Genomic DNA, 15,937 nt, shown 5'->3' on the forward strand with positions numbered 1-15,937 from the left:
ACCTTCGTTTTCGGCAAGATGCTATTGTCCGGTTGGCATCATCTGCACTTCGGCCATGGTCTGCATATTTTCACAGCCTCCCCCTAACCGTATGCCGCGTACCGGGCATGCGTCCAGATAGTCGATACCCACGGCAAGCTTAAGGTGCTGATTTGGCAAACGGGTGTTATTGGTGACGTCGAAGCTGTGCCAGCGTTCGTCGACCCAGGCTTCGGCCCACGCATGAGTAGCGACATGGCTAGAATCTTCGCTGTAGAGATAGCCACTGACATAGCGTGCCGGAATATTCAGGCTGCGGCAGCAGGCCAGAAACACATGGGTGTGATCCTGGCAAACACCGGTACCGGTCGCGAAGGCTTGGGCAGCACTGTCGGTGACGCTGGTGGAACCTGGGCCGTAAGGCATTTTCAGCAACAGTTCGCTCATCAGGTGTTCCAGCCCGTCGAGCACCGCGTGTGGTTGGTAATAGCGTAGGGCAAAGGCCTGTATCGCACTGTCGGGCTGGGTCAACGGGCTGTGGCGCAGAAAGACCAACGGTGACAGATGCCCCATGACCTGATCTTCTGCCCCGTCTTCAATCTCCACCACGCCATGGGCCTGAATGGTAATCGCCTGATGCGGATGGTCCAGCGTCAGTACATGCAGCACGTTGCCGAAGGCGTCAGTGGTGCATACCGCATCTTCCGGTAGCGTCAGTTGCCAGGAAATGATGCGTTGATGCTCTGAGTCCTGTGGCGTCAGGCGCAGATACTGGGTGCTACGCTGTACCTGTTGGGCGTAGGTATAATGGGTATTGTGCTCAATGTTCAGTTTCATTGTGCCTCCAGATAAGTGTGATGGACGCTCTCCGCGATACCGCCAATTTGCCCAAGAAACGCTTCTAACCAGTCGTTCAGCCCAACCTCATTCAGGTCTTTCATGCTGCTGAAACGCAGTTCGGCGTGCAGTGTATGTGCCAGCCGGCGTGGCTGATTTGAACGGTTACCGCCAATTTGCTCCAGCTGCTGCACCATATCGCCGACGCAGGCCAGCAGGGAGCGCGGGATTTCATTACGCAAGATCATCAGTTCGGCAATGGTGTCCCGGCTGAGCTGCTGCTTGTAGATGCTGTGATAGGCTTCGCGTGCGCTGACTGCCCGCAGCAGTGTGTCCATGCGGTAATACTCACGTACCGGGTCGCCGTCGCTGTCCATCAAGGTATTCTTGACACCCAGCAGGCGTGCGGTGCTGTCGGCCCGTTCCAGCAGGGTACCGAGGCGGATAAAGCACATGGCATCGCTGCGCAGTAGGGTGCCAAACATGGCACCGCGAAACAGGTGTGAGCGTTCTTTCACCCAATCGAAAAAGGCATCTGCGCCCACCGAACCGATGCCCTGACGGCGGATCAGCTTCATCTCGATCCAGGTCGCGTTAATGCACTCCCAAACCTCGGAAGACAGGCTGCCGCGCACCGCATGGGCATTGTTCCACCCCATTTGCAGACAGCTGTAAATGCTACTGTGATTGCGGCTGTCGAGTGCAAAAAAACTCACCAGATTGGCCATGGTCAGGTCGGGATAGGCGGCGGCATACAACTGCCCGGTACTGGTCAGATTGAGTGGCACCTGCAAATCCTGATCTTCGCTGTCGCGGATCGGCATCATCGACAGCTTATTAGTGACATCGAGCACCCGGGCAATGCTTTCTGCCCGCTCCAGATAACGGGCCATCCAATAGAGTTCACTGGCAGTTCGGCTCAGCATACGTCGTCCTCCAACACCCAGGTATCCTTGGTTCCCCCGCCTTGCGACGAGTTGACCACCAGCGAACCTTGCGCCAGCGCCACACGTGTCAGGCCACCTGGCACCAGTCGAATTTCGGCACCGCTGAGGGCAAATGGCCGCAGATCGATATGTCGTGGGGCCAGGCCTTCGTTGACGAAAGTCGGACAGGTCGACAGCGCAAGTGTATTTTGCGCAATGTAGTTATGGGGTTTGGCTAACAGCAAGGTGCGGAAATGGGCGATTTCGTCTTTGGTCGCTGCCGGGCCGATCAACATGCCGTAGCCACCGGCCCCGTGGACTTCTTTCACCACCATCTGATCCAGATTTGCCAGCACATACGACAGCTCATTCTTGTGGCGACATTGCCAGGTCGGCACATTGTTGAGGATCGGCTCTTCTTGCAGATAGAAACGCACCATGTCAGGCACATACGGATAGATTGATTTATCGTCGGCCACGCCGGTACCAATGGCGTTTGCCAGTACCACGTTGCCGGTGCGGTAAACCGACAGCAGCCCCGGAACACCGAGCATTGAGTCAGGGCGGAACGCCAGTGGATCGAGGAAAGCGTCATCCACCCGGCGGTAAATGACATCCACCTTGCATGGTCCGGCGGTGGTACGCATAAACACGGCACCGTCTTTGACGAACAGATCAGCGCTTTCAACCAGCTCAACCCCCATCTGCTGTGCCAGGAAACTGTGTTCGAAATAGGCGCTGTTAAAGCGGCCCGGTGTCAGTACCACGACCGTGGGATCGTTAATCGGCGAGCTTTCACGCAGGGTTTGCAGCAGGTGCGATGGATAGCGCTCCACCGGTGCAATACGTTGCTGGGCGAACAGTTCGGGGTACAGGCGCATCATCATCTTGCGGTTTTCCAGCATGTAGGAAACGCCGGAAGGGGTACGCAGGTTATCTTCCAGCACGTAATACTGGCCATCGCCGTTGCGCACCATATCCACGCCAACGATGTGCGCGTAAATATTGCGGTGCAGATCGACGCCTTGCATACAGGGCTGATATTGATCATTAGCCAGCACCTGTTCTGCCGGAATGATCCCGGCTTTCAGAATGTGTTGTTGGTGGTAAATGTCGTGAAGAAAGGCGTTTAACGCCTGGACGCGTTGGCGAATACCGCGATCGAGCATCGCCCATTCGCTGGCGGGTATGATACGTGGCACGCTATCAAACGGGATCAATCGTTCGGCACCATCATCCTCACCATAGACATTAAAGGTAATCCCCACTCGGTGAAACAGCAGTGCAGCTTCTTCCCTTTTGCGCTGAATGGCCTTTTGATCGGCCTGTTGCAGCCAGTGCCAGTAAGCTTCGTAGTGACCCCGGTGTTTACCCTCAGCCAGAAGCATCTCATCAAAAAACGGTGAAGCGGACAGATCGATATTTAGCATCATCACCTCGTCGACATTGCAGGCTGTAAACGGATCCAGCATAAAATGTGCCAAGGTGATAAAGGGGCGAAAATGGCGCGAAACCACGGTTTTTCGCCGATAAAGAGCACACTTTAGGTGCAGTCAAAGAAGAGGTTGCCTTAAAACAGGGCGAAACTACGGTAAGTGTGGGCCAGAGTGATCGTTAGTGGCGCGCCATTAGAGGGACATGCTGTAACTGGAATAAATAAAAACGGCCAGCCGAGGGCTGACCGTTGGTCGCGTGCGTGGTCGTGGAATTAACGACGAACGGCGATGGCTTCGATTTCGATTTTCACGTCTTTTGGCAGACGCGCGACTTCGACGCAAGAACGGGCCGGGAACGGCGCGCTGTGCTCGGTAAAGAAGCTTTCGTAAGCGGCGTTAACGGTGGCGAAATCGTTCAGGTCTTTCACGAATACCGTGGTTTTCACGATATCGGCGACTTTCAGGCCGGCAGCTTCAACGATTGCTTTAACGTTTTCCAGTGACTGGCGTGCCTGAGCGGCGACGTCGTCGGCAACGGCGCCGGTTTTAGGATCAACCGGGATCTGACCGGAAGTGATGATCATGCTGCCCAGATCAACGCCCTGCACGTAAGGACCAATGGCTGCCGGGGCGAGTTCAGTGCTAATGTTACGTGACATTTTTTCTCCTAATTTACCCTTCGTCTTTCAAACCGCAGCGTTGTTGACTGCGTGTGCTCACCCCAGTCACTGACTTAAGTCAGCTCCTGGGAATTCCCACACTTGCCGCCTAGCTGCGGCTCGAAATCCATTGGGTAATAAACGTGGGTATTTTCTTCAGTGACTCATTATAGGGAGTGGCGAGCAGATTAACAGCGCCGTTCCCGGTCAATAGGCATATTTCAGTCTGCCTGTAACACCACCTGATGTTCGAACTCTTTCTCGCAGTAGCGGCACTTCAGATGTACGTCACCGTCGCGGGATTTTACGCTAAAGCTGGACGACACCGGTTCGCTGCGGCTGATGCAGTTGCTGTTCGGGCAGGTCAGCACGCCGTCGATATGATCCGGCAGGCTGAGGGTCAGTTTACGCACCACTTCGTAATTATCGATGCGGTTGACCGTGGCTTTGGGCGCATACATCGCCAACTGGTTAGCCTGTTGTTCCGTCAGGAATGTGTTCTCGATTTTGATCAGGTCTTTGCGGCCCAGCTCATTGGAGGGCAGGTTCAGGCCGATAGTGATGCGCTGATCGGTGGCAGTCAATTTGAACAGCGTCAACAGCTTAAAACCTATCTGTGCCGGAATGTGGTCAATCACCGTACCGCATTTGATCGCTTCAACCTGCAGTTTATTATCGTGAGTCATGACGGTTCCCCCTTAAAGAGCCAAATCTGCGTTTAATACCAGTGCCAACAGTGCCTGACGGGCGAAAATACCGTTACCTGCTTGCTGGAAATAGTAGGCGTACGGTGTTTTATCCACGTCGGTGGTAATCTCGTCAATGCGTGGCAGTGGGTGCAAGACTTTGAGATTGGTGCGTGCATCCGCCAGATCCGCTGCACGCAGGACGAACTGCGCCTTCACGTTAGCGTATTCGGAAGGATCCAGACGTTCTTTCTGCACCCGGGTCATGTAGAGAATATCCAATTCAGGAACCACTTCTTCAATGCTGCTGTGCAAGCTGTATTGGATGCCTTTCTCTTCCAGCATTTTCAGGATATAGGTCGGCATGGCCAACGCGTCCGGGGCGATGAAGAAGAAGCGGTTGCCTTCAAATTTAGCCAGCGCCTGTGCCAGCGAGTGCACGGTACGTCCGTATTTCAGGTCGCCCACCATAGCAATGTTGATATTGTTCAGGCGGCCCTGGGTTTCTTGAATGGTAAACAGATCGAGCAGTGTTTGGGTCGGATGCTGGTTGGCGCCGTCACCGGCGTTGAGCACCGGAATACCCCCGGAGAATTCGGTTGCCAGTCGTGCAGCACCTTCCTGTGGGTGGCGCATCACGATGGCGTCGACGTAGGTACCAATCACCGAGATGGTATCAGCCAAGGTTTCGCCTTTCTTGCCGAGTGAGGTGTTGCTGCCGTCGGCAAAACCAACCACTGAAGCTCCCAGGCGGTGCATCGCGGTTTCAAATGACAGGCGGGTACGGGTTGATGCTTCAAAGAAGCAACTGGCAATGACCTTGTGCTTTAGCAGTTCAGGCTGTGGATTGGCTTTCAGGCTGGCAGCGGTGCGTAGCACCAGTTCCAGATCCTCGCGGCTGAGATCGTTAATAGAGATGATATTTTTGTGATACAGCGGGTTGGCCATTTTTCACTCTCCTCGATGCATGCCCGTGGCGCGGGAATGCCCGTTATCTTTCGAACCACAGCGGCGTTGGCTTCTCGTTTTTACCCCAATCACTTAGTTGATTAAGCTCCTGGGATACCATCGGTTGCTGCCTGGCTGCGCCCCGAAATCTATTGGGCATAATTTTTTAAGGCAAAAAAAAGCCCCTCAACGAGGGGCTTGAAAAGATCGGTTTAGCAACAGGAGAAATAACGGCAGTTGGCTGCCGATTGGCAGTCGGTTTTGTCGGTTGTGGCTAACAAAACAAACGTCGTTTTTCATGCTTTCTCCTGGCAAATTGTCGCGCATTATACTCGCGCTTTTGGACACTGCAAGCGCTAAAACGCCGATTTTTTGTCATTTCGCAATCGATTGGCTGGTGGATTTGATGTGTTGCTTTTAGATACATGCGAATAGCGCGAGGATCAGTGAGTACGTCGTAGCAAAATAACCAGCACGAAAATACCGCCAAGGCCGGCGGTAATAATCCCAATGGGAAGTTCCTGTGGCGCGATGATGACACGGCTTAGGAGATCTCCGGCGGAGAGCAATATAGCCCCCAATATGCCAACTAGCGGCAGCAGACGGCGGTGACGGACGCCGGTGAATGGGCGTGCCAGGTGGGGGACCATTAAACCGACAAACCCAATGACTCCGGTTAAGGCGACCAGCAGTGCAGTCGCCAGTGAACAACACAGAAATACCTCAGTGCGTAAGCGATTCGTGTTGATGCCCAGGGTGCCTGCGGTTTGTTCTCCCGCCAGTAAGCCATCCAGTGAACGCCAGCGGAATGCGATCAATATCACCAGTAACAGCAGCGCTATCACTGCAAAAATCAGGTTGTCCCAACGTGCTAACCCCAGCCCACCCAACGTCCAGAAGAGTACGCTGCTGGCTGCCCGTTGATCACCGGAAAACACCAAATAATTTGTGAAGGCGCCGAATAAAAAAGAGACCGCCAGGCCGCAGATAATCAATTTCTCGGTGCCTTTCTGCGACTGCGTCACAAAAATAATCATCACCACGGCAGCGGAGAGCATGCCGCCGACAAAAGAGGAAACCGGTAATGTCCACGCCCCGAGGCTATCACCGAGGCGGGTAATCACCAGCACTACGCCGGCAGAGGCGCCAGAAGAGAGACCAAATAAGAACGGGTCGGCCAGATCATTACGGGTCGTGGTTTGTAATAGTGCACCAACCAGCGCCAACCCGGCACCTGCCAGCAACCCGAGCAAGGTGCGTGGCAAACGCAGTTCCAGCACAATGCTTTTAATCATTGGCGGCACCTCACCAGGGGTAATGCCTAGCGCAGCCATCACCTGAGTGAAAGAGAGTGCCACACTCCCTTGTGCGACATTGGCGAGGATGAGCCCTGCCAACAACAGCGGGGCAATGCCCCAGACCAACCTAAAACGCGTTGTTTCCGACATTAGCTGACGGCAGCGGGATAAAGGGCGTGAGCCAGTTTGTGGATAGCCTCAATATTGACAGGGCCCGGCGTCAATTCCTGATATTTTAATTTCAAATAACGGTGGTGGATGACAGCCAGGGTTTTCTTCATCAGCGGATGTTGTTCGAGAAAACGCTGTCGTACGTCGGTATCGTGATTCGTCTCCGACTGGTAATCCACCAGGATGATAAATTCAGGTTCAGTTGCTGCGACACTTTCCCAGTTGGTGGTCGTCCAACTGGTGTTTAGGGTATCCATCACATTCTTCGCTCCCGCGGCCTCAATAATGGCTGTTGGCATTGCGTAAGCGCCGCTGGTAAAGGGTTTATCCTCACCAGAATCGTAAAGAAACACTTTGATAGGTTTTTGCGTCGCAATTTTGCGATGGATATCCACGACCTGCTGCTTCCAGCCATTGACCTGTTTCTCCGCATCCTCCTGTTTACCGAATACTTTACCGAGCCTGATCATATCGTCGTAGAGCAAATCCATACTGGCCCGTGGACGATGGCTGTTGACGTGGATACAGCTTTCACTCAGTACCAGCGTTTTGATATTAAATTTTGCCAGCGCTTGCGGGGTCACGTCACCCCGAAGCCCATAGTTCCAGCCGGCGAAGAACAAATCAGGGCTCACGGCGAGCAGATTTTCGATCGTCGGATATTTCGGTGCCAGTTCAGGAATCGCGCCCTGTTGTTGCGTGAATTCAGGGATGTTTTTATACCAACCGGAGATCCCTGTGACACCGACAATAGCAGGCTGTAAATTCAGGGCAAACGCCATTTGCGACATATTAATGTCTTGAATAACGGCACGTTGTGGGGGTTGGTTAAAGGTAAGGGGCTGGCCACAGTTGTCCACCGTGACAGGAAAACCAGAAGCAGCGGCACTGCCTGAGGTGAATATCAGTAATGCGGCGAGGGCGAACTTTTTCACATCGACTCCAGATTCATCACACCGAAGGACCATTGAGATCGCTTTGGCGTCGGTTTCTGGCCTCGCGTCAACCTTCACCCTGCGGGTGTCTTGTCTAAGGTGTCGTCAGCATTAAAGCCGTGGAAGACGGTGGAGAAATATCACGCCACTTCCCGGATAACCGCGTGGGTTAAATCGGCAAAACCGAAGCCAGCAACCTGGCCCGTTGATTAGGGTGGCAACATACCTGAATAACGCACATGGCAAATGTAGTTAGATCAAACAACGGTCGATTGTGATGATTTCACCGGCATTATGTCGGTAACGCCTCGAAGAAACGTATTGCTTTGCCGGTTTCCGGATGACGTGCTTGCAGAGATCGCATACCAAACACCTGTTGCAGGTGCACTGACTCCAGCACGCTATCAGGACGGCCATAACAAACGATCTTGCCTTCATTCATCATGATGACGTTGTCAGAAAAGGGCTGTACCAACTCAAGATCATGCAACACTTTTAGCGTGGCTATCTTTTTCTGCTGGATCAGCGACAGCAGTTGGTGCCGGGCGAGTGGATCGAGATGGTTGGTGGGTTCATCAAGCAATAATAACACGGGCTGCTGCGCCAGGACGCGTGCAAACCCTGCACGCTGGCGTTCACCACCAGAAAGCTTACTCAACGGCATATGTTGCAGATGGCAGATACCCACGTCATCCATTGCCTTTGCAATAATGCGTTGGTGCTGTGACTGCACGCTATCGGCCTGCCAGGGCAGACGACCAAGGGCAACATACTCGTTAACTTTAAGGCGTAAATCAGCGTTATCGTGTTGGGTGAGCAACGCAATAGCGCGGGCGCGTTGATGGGGTTTTAAGGCGGATAAGCGATCCCCCCGGAAAAGGATTTCACCGTCACTCGGCGTTAACTCGCAGGTAATGAGCCGTAGTAACGTGGATTTTCCACTGCCGTTTGGGCCGATAATGGTAACTGACTCACCTTGCTGAAGCGTAAACGTGATCCCATTAATCCGTGGCGCTTCCCCTGGGCGAGCCAGGGAAAGATTCTTCACCGATAAAAGACTGTCGGTGGGCAGGTTATTCATGAAATATCCTTTTCCGTTATCAGAAAAATGTCTCAATGGTTTCGATGACATTGTAATCATCATCAATCAAAAATAACGTTTTCCATTTATCAAAGGTCAGGCACGGGTGCGATGTGGCGAACACCAGTATATCGCCGACCTGTACCGGGAACTCTGCCGGGCAGCTCAGCATGGCGTGCTGATCCATAATCCCCTGGGTCGTCAGGTGCTGGACGCCGCTCTGTTGCTGAACACCACTGCGGTAATGGGCGATTGGTTGCGGCAAGCCGGCGTCGAAAGCGGCATCGCGCTTGCCGAAATTGACGATAACCCGGCCCGGTTCCGGGACTGACTGCACCAGCGCAATCAATTCCAGTGCTGAGGTTAACTCGCCCGCCAGATCACAGGCGTAGCTGTCACGGGCCAACACGGCATTTTGCGCGTCTTGGTAAATCCCCTGATCGTGGGTGATGTAACAGCCGGGGCGGATCACCAGGCGGCAGTTTGCCGGCAGCGTTTCTTGGCACCAGACGCTGCAAACCACGTCATACCAAGAGGAACCGGCACCGGTCAGGAGGGTTTCCTCACCGGAAAAAACACCTTGCTGGTGCAGTTCACGCAACAGGCCGGCAGCATCACGCAAGAATTGCTCGATTTTTTGCTGGGCGTTGTCACCGTGCATTACCCCTTCATACAACTCTATACCTTGTAAGCGCAAACCGGGCAGCGCGGCGATCTCATGCGCCAGCTGTTTTGCCTGCACAACGCTACGGCAGCCACAGCGACCGCCGGGTACACCTAATTCCAATAATACGTCCAGCGTTTGGCCATGTTGACTGAAAAAGGCTGAGAGGGCCTGCGCATTGCTTAAACTGTCGATACAGCAAAAGAAAACCGTATTGGGATGCTGAGTCTTCAACTCGGCGATCAGCTGCATGTTGGCTCTACCGACCAGTTGGTTGGCCATCAACACTCGCGGTACGCCTGCGTCCATTGCTACTTTTGCTTGCCAGGCGGAGCCGACACCGATTGCCCAGGCACCTTGTGCCACCTGACGCTGGAAGATCCATGGTGTCATGGTGGTTTTGCCATGCGGGGCCAGAGAGACACCGCGCGCATCGGCATAGCCTTGCATCCAGGCAATATTGCTTTCCAGGCTGTTGCGCTTAATGGCGACAGCGGGCAGGCAGACATCTTCGTTAATCAGGTTCGCCGGGTTGTTTGGGTCAGCGTGCATCACGGCGGCTTTGTGGGTAACGGTGAAATTTTTTTGGTATTTCATAACATTATCCTTTTGATGTTCTATCTATTTTGAATTATGTATCTTTATTTATGATATTGATTTAATTTGTTTTTTAATTTTATTGTTCTGTTTTTAGGTACAAAGTATCATTTTTAGGTCTGTTTTTTGTGTAGTCTTCCACTGTTTTCTTGCATTGTAAATGACAAACTTTAACCACGATAAGGTGAGGCGATGAGTGTTGAGATCGACATTATTTCGCGTATTACGGAGCGTTTTATCGAGCTGAGTAGCGCCGAAAAACGCATTGCCCAATTCATCCTGGACGATACCCAAGCGGTGATCGCCTTACCGATAGCCGAACTGGCTCGGCAGGCCAGCGTTAGCCAAGCCTCAATCACGCGTTTTGCCAAAATGCTGGGGTGTAAGGATGTGCGCGATCTTAAGGTCAAACTGGCGCAGTCGTTGGCAGTCGGGCAGCGATTTATTCATGAAGAGCCTGATCTGGAAGGGATACAGGGGATTTATGAAACCATCATCAATGTCCTGAACGTCAACCGGCGGGCGATCGATGAGCCAGCCTTGGCAAAGGCGGTGGGGTGGCTCAGTGATGCCCGGCAAATTGTGGCAATAGGCATGGGGGGCGGTTCAACCATATGCGCTGCGGAGGTACAGCATCGCCTGTTCCGACTTGGGTTACCGGTGACGGCGCAGAGTGATGGTTTGTTGGTGCGGATGATGGCGGCGGCGGTGGCGAAGCACGATGTGGTAGTGGCGCTGTCATTGGGCGGTTACACGCAAGACGTGGTGGAAAGTGCGGCCATAGCACGGCAGTACGGTGCCAAAGTAGTGGCGATCACACCTGCGGGAACGCCACTTGCGGCGCAAGCTGACGCGTTGTTGCCGCTGGTGGTGCATGAGAATGATTACATCTACAAACCCAGCACATCGCGCTACGCCATGCTGGCGATGGTGGACGTGTTGGCGACGTCACTGGCTGTGGCGAATAAACGTCAGTCCAGAGACCGGCTGCGCCGTATCAAGTTGGCGTTAGACAGCCATCGCGGCGGAACCGATCGACAGCCGTTGGGGGATTGAGCCCGTGGCCCACAGACAATAACGGAAGGATGATGATTCATGCGGTATCAGTATCTGTTTAAAAATGTCACGGTGATCGACGGCAGCGGTGGGCCGCAATACCGGGCAGATGTTGCGGTAAAAGACGATCGCATTGCCGAGATTGCCCCCTGCATTGAGGCTGATTCTGAGGTAGTGATCGATGGCCGGGAGCGGGTGTTGTCGCCGGGATTTATTGACGTGCATACCCATGATGATACCAACGTGATCCGCATGCCTGAGATGCTGCCGAAGATTTCACAGGGGGTCACGACGGTGATTGTCGGCAACTGTGGTATCAGCGCGGCCGGAGCGGTGATCAAAACCCACGTGCCTGACCCGATGAACCTGCTGGGAGAGAAGGCGCACTTCGTGTACCCGACGATTACTGACTATCGTCAGCAAATTGAACATGTGACCCCTGCGGTGAACGTGGCGACGCTGATTGGGCATACCACGTTGCGTAGCAACCAGATGGATGACCTGTTTCGTCCGGCTACGGGCGAAGAGATTGCTGCCATGCGCCAGCAGTTACGGACCGCGTTGCAACAAGGCGCGCTGGGGCTGAGTACGGGGTTGGCGTACGCTTCAGCGTTTTCGGCACCTACCGAAGAGGTCATGGCCCTGGCAGAGGAACTGGCCGATGAGCAGGGGATTTACACCACCCATCTGCGTTCGGAGTTTGAACCCATACTCGACGCCATGGATGAGGCATTCCGCATTGGCCGCCATGGCCGGGTGCCGGTGGTGATCTCGCACCATAAATGCGCGGGAGCCAAAAACTGGGGCCGTACGCAAGAGACGCTAAAGCTGTTCGACAAAGTACGCCAGACCCAGGATGTCTCCTGTGACTGTTATCCCTATTCTGCCAGTTCATCCACACTGGATCTAAAACAGATCACCGATGAATTCGATATCGTCATCACCTGGTCCGAGCCGCATCCAGAGATGGCGGGACAGTCTTTGCGCGACATCGCCGGTACCTGGTCGATAAGCCTGGTTGATGCAGGCAAGCGACTGATGCCGGCAGGGGCAATTTACTACAACATGGACGAGCAGGACGTGCGTCGGGTGTTGAGTTATCCGTTGACCATGGTGGGATCGGATGGCTTACCGAACGATCCGATGCCACATCCGCGTCTGTGGGGTGCCTTTCCGCGGGTACTTGGTCATTACAGTCGTGACGAAGGGTTGTTCCCCTTGACCGTTGCGGTGCACAAAATGAGTGGCATGTCCGCGGCGCGCTATCAGTTGCCACAACGCGGGCTGATCAAAACAGGGTATTACGCCGATCTGGTACTGTTTGATGCGTTAAAAGTGAAAGACAGCGCGACATTCAGCCATCCTCAGCAACCCGCCGCCGGGATCGACGCGGTGTGGGTGAACGGTGTACTCAGTTACGAACACCAGGCCGTTACTGGCCTGCGCGCCGGGCGGTTTTTGCACCGCCAAGGCAAATAAATCGACAGGAGTAAGGCATGACGATCAAAAGATACGGCGTTGACGGTGGTACCGGGACCGGTGGGCAGCACCTGCCTTTTGCCAGAGCAGTAGAGGCGGGCGGTTGGTTGTATATTTCCGGCCAGACACCGATGAAAGACGGTGAAGTGGTTGAAGGTGGGATTATTGAGCAGTCCCGTCTGGCGATCCAAAACTGCCTGGATATCATGATGGAAGCGGGATATGGCCTGGAGGATGTGGTGCACGTTAAGGTTATTCTGACCGACGCGCGTTATTTCCAGTCATTCAATAAAGTGTTCCGTGAGTTTTTTGCGGCTCACCCACCGGCGCGTATTTGTGCCGTCGCGGATTTGGTGGTGGATTGCAAAGTTGAAGTGGATATTACCTGCTATAACGCTGCACGCATTACCCGCTAGTGGGTGACGAAACGATCATGTTTAATGGTTTCATTGTGTGATGCGCTGCAAAAAATCAGGCTTACGGAGGGGCCTGGTTCACCTTCATCGACCTAATGGGCTAAAAGAGGTTGTATTATGAATACCTATCAACCGATTGATTGCGATCTCCATGACCATTTGGAAATCGCCTGCTTATATTTCTGGGTATTAAAAATTGAGTTAGACGATGGGAAGGTAATAACCGCTAAATCCATCACCACGCTGACACGGCCTGGCGACGGCGAGTTTCTTATTCTGGATGATGATGGGGAAAGAGTGAGTATCCGTCTTGATTATATTCATGCCATAACTCATCTGGATAAAAATAAGCCGGCTCATCGCATTGTTTTTAAATAAAGAGTTGATATTACCCTGGTCAAGAAAATTGACCCGTTATAGAAGAGGCGGCGCTGGCCGCCTCGTCTATCCCACGTCTTAAAGACGCCGCCTTATTTGCTGACGCGATCGTAATAGACCATGTCGGCATTCAGACCCTGCTGATAGCCTTTGACGTTATCGCGCAGCACCACTTCGGTTTTTGCCTGATCGATAAAGACATACGGCGAACTGCGCTGTAGCTCCTGCTGCATTGCGGTATACAGCGCGGTGCGCTTGGCAGGATCGGCTTCGGCCACGGCCGCCAGCGTCTGTTTGCTAAGCTGCGGGATCTGCCAGCCATTGAGGCCTGCGACGGTGCTGGTCTTGCCGTCGTTATAGGCGAAGGCACTGGCATTGGAGTGGGCGTCGAAGTAGTCCGGGATCCACAAACGGATCGCTGCCTGATGCTGTTTGGCTCGGACACGTGAATAGACCTGGCTGCCAGCGGCCGGCAACAGTTCGACCTTCACACCCCCTTCGGCAAAGCTGGCTTGTAGCGCCTGCGCGATGGTGATAAACGGCGGTTTGTTCTCTACGTCCAGCGTCAGCGAGGCATTGGTGATACCAGCCTTGGCAAGAATCGCCTTGGCTTTTGCCGGATCGAAGCTGAACGGATTGTCTTTCAGTGCACCCGGCAACCCGACGGGCAGGAAGCTCTGATGCACAAAATATTGGCCTTTAAGTAAATCCTTCGTGATGCCCTGGTAGTCAATGAGATAACGGGCGGCTTCCCAGAAGGCCGGATTTTTCAGCAAGGGGTTAGCGGTATTACCGGTGTTGAACACCAGGTAGTTCTGCTCGGCTGAAGGGATCTCCAGCACCTTCACACCCGCTTGATTCTTCAATGCGACAGTTTGGTCCGGGCCAAGCTCACGCGCCACGTCGGCGTCGCCTTGCTGGATCAGCAGGCGACGGGTGGCGGAGTCCGGCACGCTTTTAATGATAATGCTTTTCAACAGTGGCTTACTGCCCGGCGACGTCGGGTTAGCGTCCAACACAATCGCCTGATGGGGTTGATAGACGCGCATTTTAAATGGCCCGCTACCCGCAGAGTGCATTTTTAGCCAGGCGTTACCATAGTCACCGTCTTTGACATTGGGTTGCACTGCCTTGCTGTCGACGATCGACGCGATAGGCGTAGAGAGAATATTCAGTGCTACCGCCGGGCTGACGTTCGCCGTCCAGCTCAGTTGCAAACTGTGGTCATCGATTTTCTTCAGGTGTGCATCGATGTTATCCGGCTGCCAGCCGAGCACGTTAAGGATAAACGCCGGTGATTTGTTCATCTTCACGGCACGGCTGTAGGAAAAGATCACATCATCGGCAGTGAGTGGGTTACCGGAAGCGAATACCGCCTGCGGGCGCAATTTTATCGTCAGCGTTTTCGCCGCGACATCGCCCTGCCAGCTTTCTGCCAGTACTGGCACGACTTTCGCCGGGTCATCGCGATCCGCCTGTACCAACCGCTGATACAGGCTTGGTACGGTCTGGATGCTGGACAATTCGTTGGCTTCCGCTGGATCGAGGCTGACAATATCGTCCAGCGATTGCACCACCACCAGTGTGTTGGGAGGTGTCGCGGCCAATGCGGTAGTAGACAGAGCAGCAAGTACGAATAGCGGCAGGATTTTGGCTTTCATTGATGTTATCCCTTAAATGCACCGTGATCCCCGGTGCCGAGAACGCATTGTTATCATTGGTTTTTGCAGCGTTTTCGCCGTCAGCATGCACGGTAGAACCTTTACTGATGGCTGACAAAGGCTAATCGGCTATTTTATATGACAAAAAACACTATAAGACGGCGGGCAAGGATTCGCTAACGTAGGTGGGAATAAAGCCCTCGTTGAGAAAGGGCTTTGGGGGCGATCAGAGGGCGGAGCTGGTTTCCAGCAAGGCTTTCAGACGTTGATGCAGTTGAGCGACATAGCGGGTATCCCGCGGTGCGACCCACACCACATTGCTGCTGGCGATAACACCCAATACGGCGGGCCAGGCGCAAAGATCAATGATGCGTGCCATGGCTTTTGCATAGCCAGAATTCATGTGGATCAGCACAAAATTGTCGTTATGCTCGACATCAATCAGCATGGCTGACAACGGCTCGCTGATACACGGGGCTGGATGATGCAGCGCATTAAGAGAGTAGACCTTTTTCCCTTTGGCGTTTTGCACCTTCATTACCCCCAGTGCTTTCAGCAGACGGGAAACGGTCGACTGACTGATGCCTGGATAACCCCCTCGTATCATTTCACTGCGGATTTCCTCCTGTGATGAATAGCGTTGGCTCACGACCAGCTTGCGGCACAATGCCAGTTTCCGTTGTTCTTTCTCCCACAGGGTTTCTATTTTATTCGCCATTATGTTGCCTTG

16 protein-coding genes are annotated in these 15,937 nt (G+C 53.7%); 4 read left to right on the forward strand and 12 right to left on the reverse strand.

The genetic code is table 11. From position 1 onward, the window contains the following. Positions 1 to 21 precede the first annotated feature (21 nt). The 10 genes from SGBXF1_RS02405 to SGBXF1_RS02450 form a co-directional block, all read right to left on the reverse strand. Positions 22 to 816 carry a transglutaminase family protein gene (locus tag SGBXF1_RS02405; protein ID WP_061807465.1) on the reverse strand — a complete coding sequence of 265 codons (795 nt, stop codon included), beginning with the start codon at positions 814 to 816 and terminating at the stop codon, positions 22 to 24. Then, positions 813 to 1,742, reverse strand: coding sequence for an alpha-E domain-containing protein (locus SGBXF1_RS02410; RefSeq protein WP_037426377.1), 930 nt, complete (start codon positions 1,740 to 1,742; stop codon positions 813 to 815). The genes SGBXF1_RS02405 and SGBXF1_RS02410 overlap by 4 nt, the downstream gene beginning before the upstream one ends. Then, positions 1,736 to 3,172, reverse strand: a complete 1,437-nt coding sequence (locus tag SGBXF1_RS02415; protein WP_037426416.1) for a circularly permuted type 2 ATP-grasp protein — start codon at positions 3,170 to 3,172, stop codon at positions 1,736 to 1,738. Before SGBXF1_RS02415 ends, SGBXF1_RS02410 begins: the two co-directional genes overlap by 7 nt. A 278-nt stretch (positions 3,173 to 3,450) precedes the next feature. Then, the gene (ridA, locus tag SGBXF1_RS02420; RefSeq protein ID WP_017891419.1) at positions 3,451 to 3,837 is read right to left on the reverse strand and encodes a 2-iminobutanoate/2-iminopropanoate deaminase; all 387 of its coding nucleotides are present in this window, start codon (positions 3,835 to 3,837) and stop codon (positions 3,451 to 3,453) included. A gap of 221 nt (positions 3,838 to 4,058) precedes the next feature. Further along, positions 4,059 to 4,523: an aspartate carbamoyltransferase regulatory subunit gene (gene pyrI / locus SGBXF1_RS02425; RefSeq protein ID WP_020825003.1), complete on the reverse strand. Its 465-nt coding sequence runs from the start codon at positions 4,521 to 4,523 to the stop codon at positions 4,059 to 4,061. A gap of 12 nt (positions 4,524 to 4,535) precedes the next feature. Continuing rightward, positions 4,536 to 5,471: an aspartate carbamoyltransferase gene (gene pyrB, locus SGBXF1_RS02430; protein ID WP_037426380.1), complete on the reverse strand. Its 936-nt coding sequence runs from the start codon at positions 5,469 to 5,471 to the stop codon at positions 4,536 to 4,538. 443 nt (positions 5,472 to 5,914) lie between these two features. After that, complete coding sequence (locus SGBXF1_RS02435; protein ID WP_186427753.1) at positions 5,915 to 6,919, reverse strand: FecCD family ABC transporter permease; 1,005 nt, start codon at positions 6,917 to 6,919, stop codon at positions 5,915 to 5,917. Continuing rightward, on the reverse strand, positions 6,919 to 7,875 hold the full coding sequence (locus tag SGBXF1_RS02440) for an ABC transporter substrate-binding protein (RefSeq protein ID WP_037426386.1): 957 nt from the start codon (positions 7,873 to 7,875) through the stop codon (positions 6,919 to 6,921). The genes SGBXF1_RS02435 and SGBXF1_RS02440 overlap by 1 nt, the downstream gene beginning before the upstream one ends. Before the next feature lie 292 nt (positions 7,876 to 8,167). After that, a complete protein-coding gene (locus tag SGBXF1_RS02445; protein ID WP_186427754.1) occupies positions 8,168 to 8,956 on the reverse strand; it encodes an ABC transporter ATP-binding protein in 789 nt (262 codons plus the stop codon). 19 nt (positions 8,957 to 8,975) lie between these two features. After that, positions 8,976 to 10,217: an amino acid deaminase gene (locus SGBXF1_RS02450; protein WP_186427755.1), complete on the reverse strand. Its 1,242-nt coding sequence runs from the start codon at positions 10,215 to 10,217 to the stop codon at positions 8,976 to 8,978. 192 nt (positions 10,218 to 10,409) lie between these two features. Here SGBXF1_RS02450 and SGBXF1_RS02455 point away from each other — a divergent pair, with 192 nt between their 5' ends. The 4 genes from SGBXF1_RS02455 to SGBXF1_RS02470 all read left to right on the forward strand — a co-directional run bounded on the left by SGBXF1_RS02455 (position 10,410) and on the right by SGBXF1_RS02470 (position 13,546). Further along, positions 10,410 to 11,273, forward strand: a complete 864-nt coding sequence (locus SGBXF1_RS02455) for a MurR/RpiR family transcriptional regulator (protein ID WP_186427756.1) — start codon at positions 10,410 to 10,412, stop codon at positions 11,271 to 11,273. 39 nt (positions 11,274 to 11,312) lie between these two features. After that, entirely contained in the window at positions 11,313 to 12,752 is a 1,440-nt protein-coding gene (locus SGBXF1_RS02460) for an N-acyl-D-amino-acid deacylase family protein (RefSeq protein WP_186427757.1), read from the forward strand. A gap of 17 nt (positions 12,753 to 12,769) precedes the next feature. Beyond that, positions 12,770 to 13,168 carry a RidA family protein gene (locus SGBXF1_RS02465; protein WP_061807459.1) on the forward strand — a complete coding sequence of 133 codons (399 nt, stop codon included), beginning with the start codon at positions 12,770 to 12,772 and terminating at the stop codon, positions 13,166 to 13,168. Between the two features lie 117 nt (positions 13,169 to 13,285). Next, complete coding sequence (locus SGBXF1_RS02470; RefSeq protein WP_186427758.1) at positions 13,286 to 13,546, forward strand: Rho-binding antiterminator; 261 nt, start codon at positions 13,286 to 13,288, stop codon at positions 13,544 to 13,546. Between the two features lie 92 nt (positions 13,547 to 13,638). Here SGBXF1_RS02470 and SGBXF1_RS02475 read toward each other — a convergent pair whose 3' ends face one another. Beyond that, positions 13,639 to 15,207 (reverse strand): ABC transporter substrate-binding protein, encoded by a 1,569-nt coding sequence (locus tag SGBXF1_RS02475; RefSeq protein ID WP_186427759.1) that lies wholly within the window; start codon positions 15,205 to 15,207, stop codon positions 13,639 to 13,641. A gap of 226 nt (positions 15,208 to 15,433) precedes the next feature. Then, the gene (locus SGBXF1_RS02480; protein ID WP_037426409.1) at positions 15,434 to 15,925 is read right to left on the reverse strand and encodes an arginine repressor; all 492 of its coding nucleotides are present in this window, start codon (positions 15,923 to 15,925) and stop codon (positions 15,434 to 15,436) included. Positions 15,926 to 15,937 lie beyond the last annotated feature (12 nt).

Origin of the sequence: Serratia grimesii (genome assembly GCF_900186025.1) — a bacterium.
Classification (GTDB): Bacteria; Pseudomonadota; Gammaproteobacteria; order Enterobacterales; family Enterobacteriaceae; genus Serratia; species Serratia grimesii.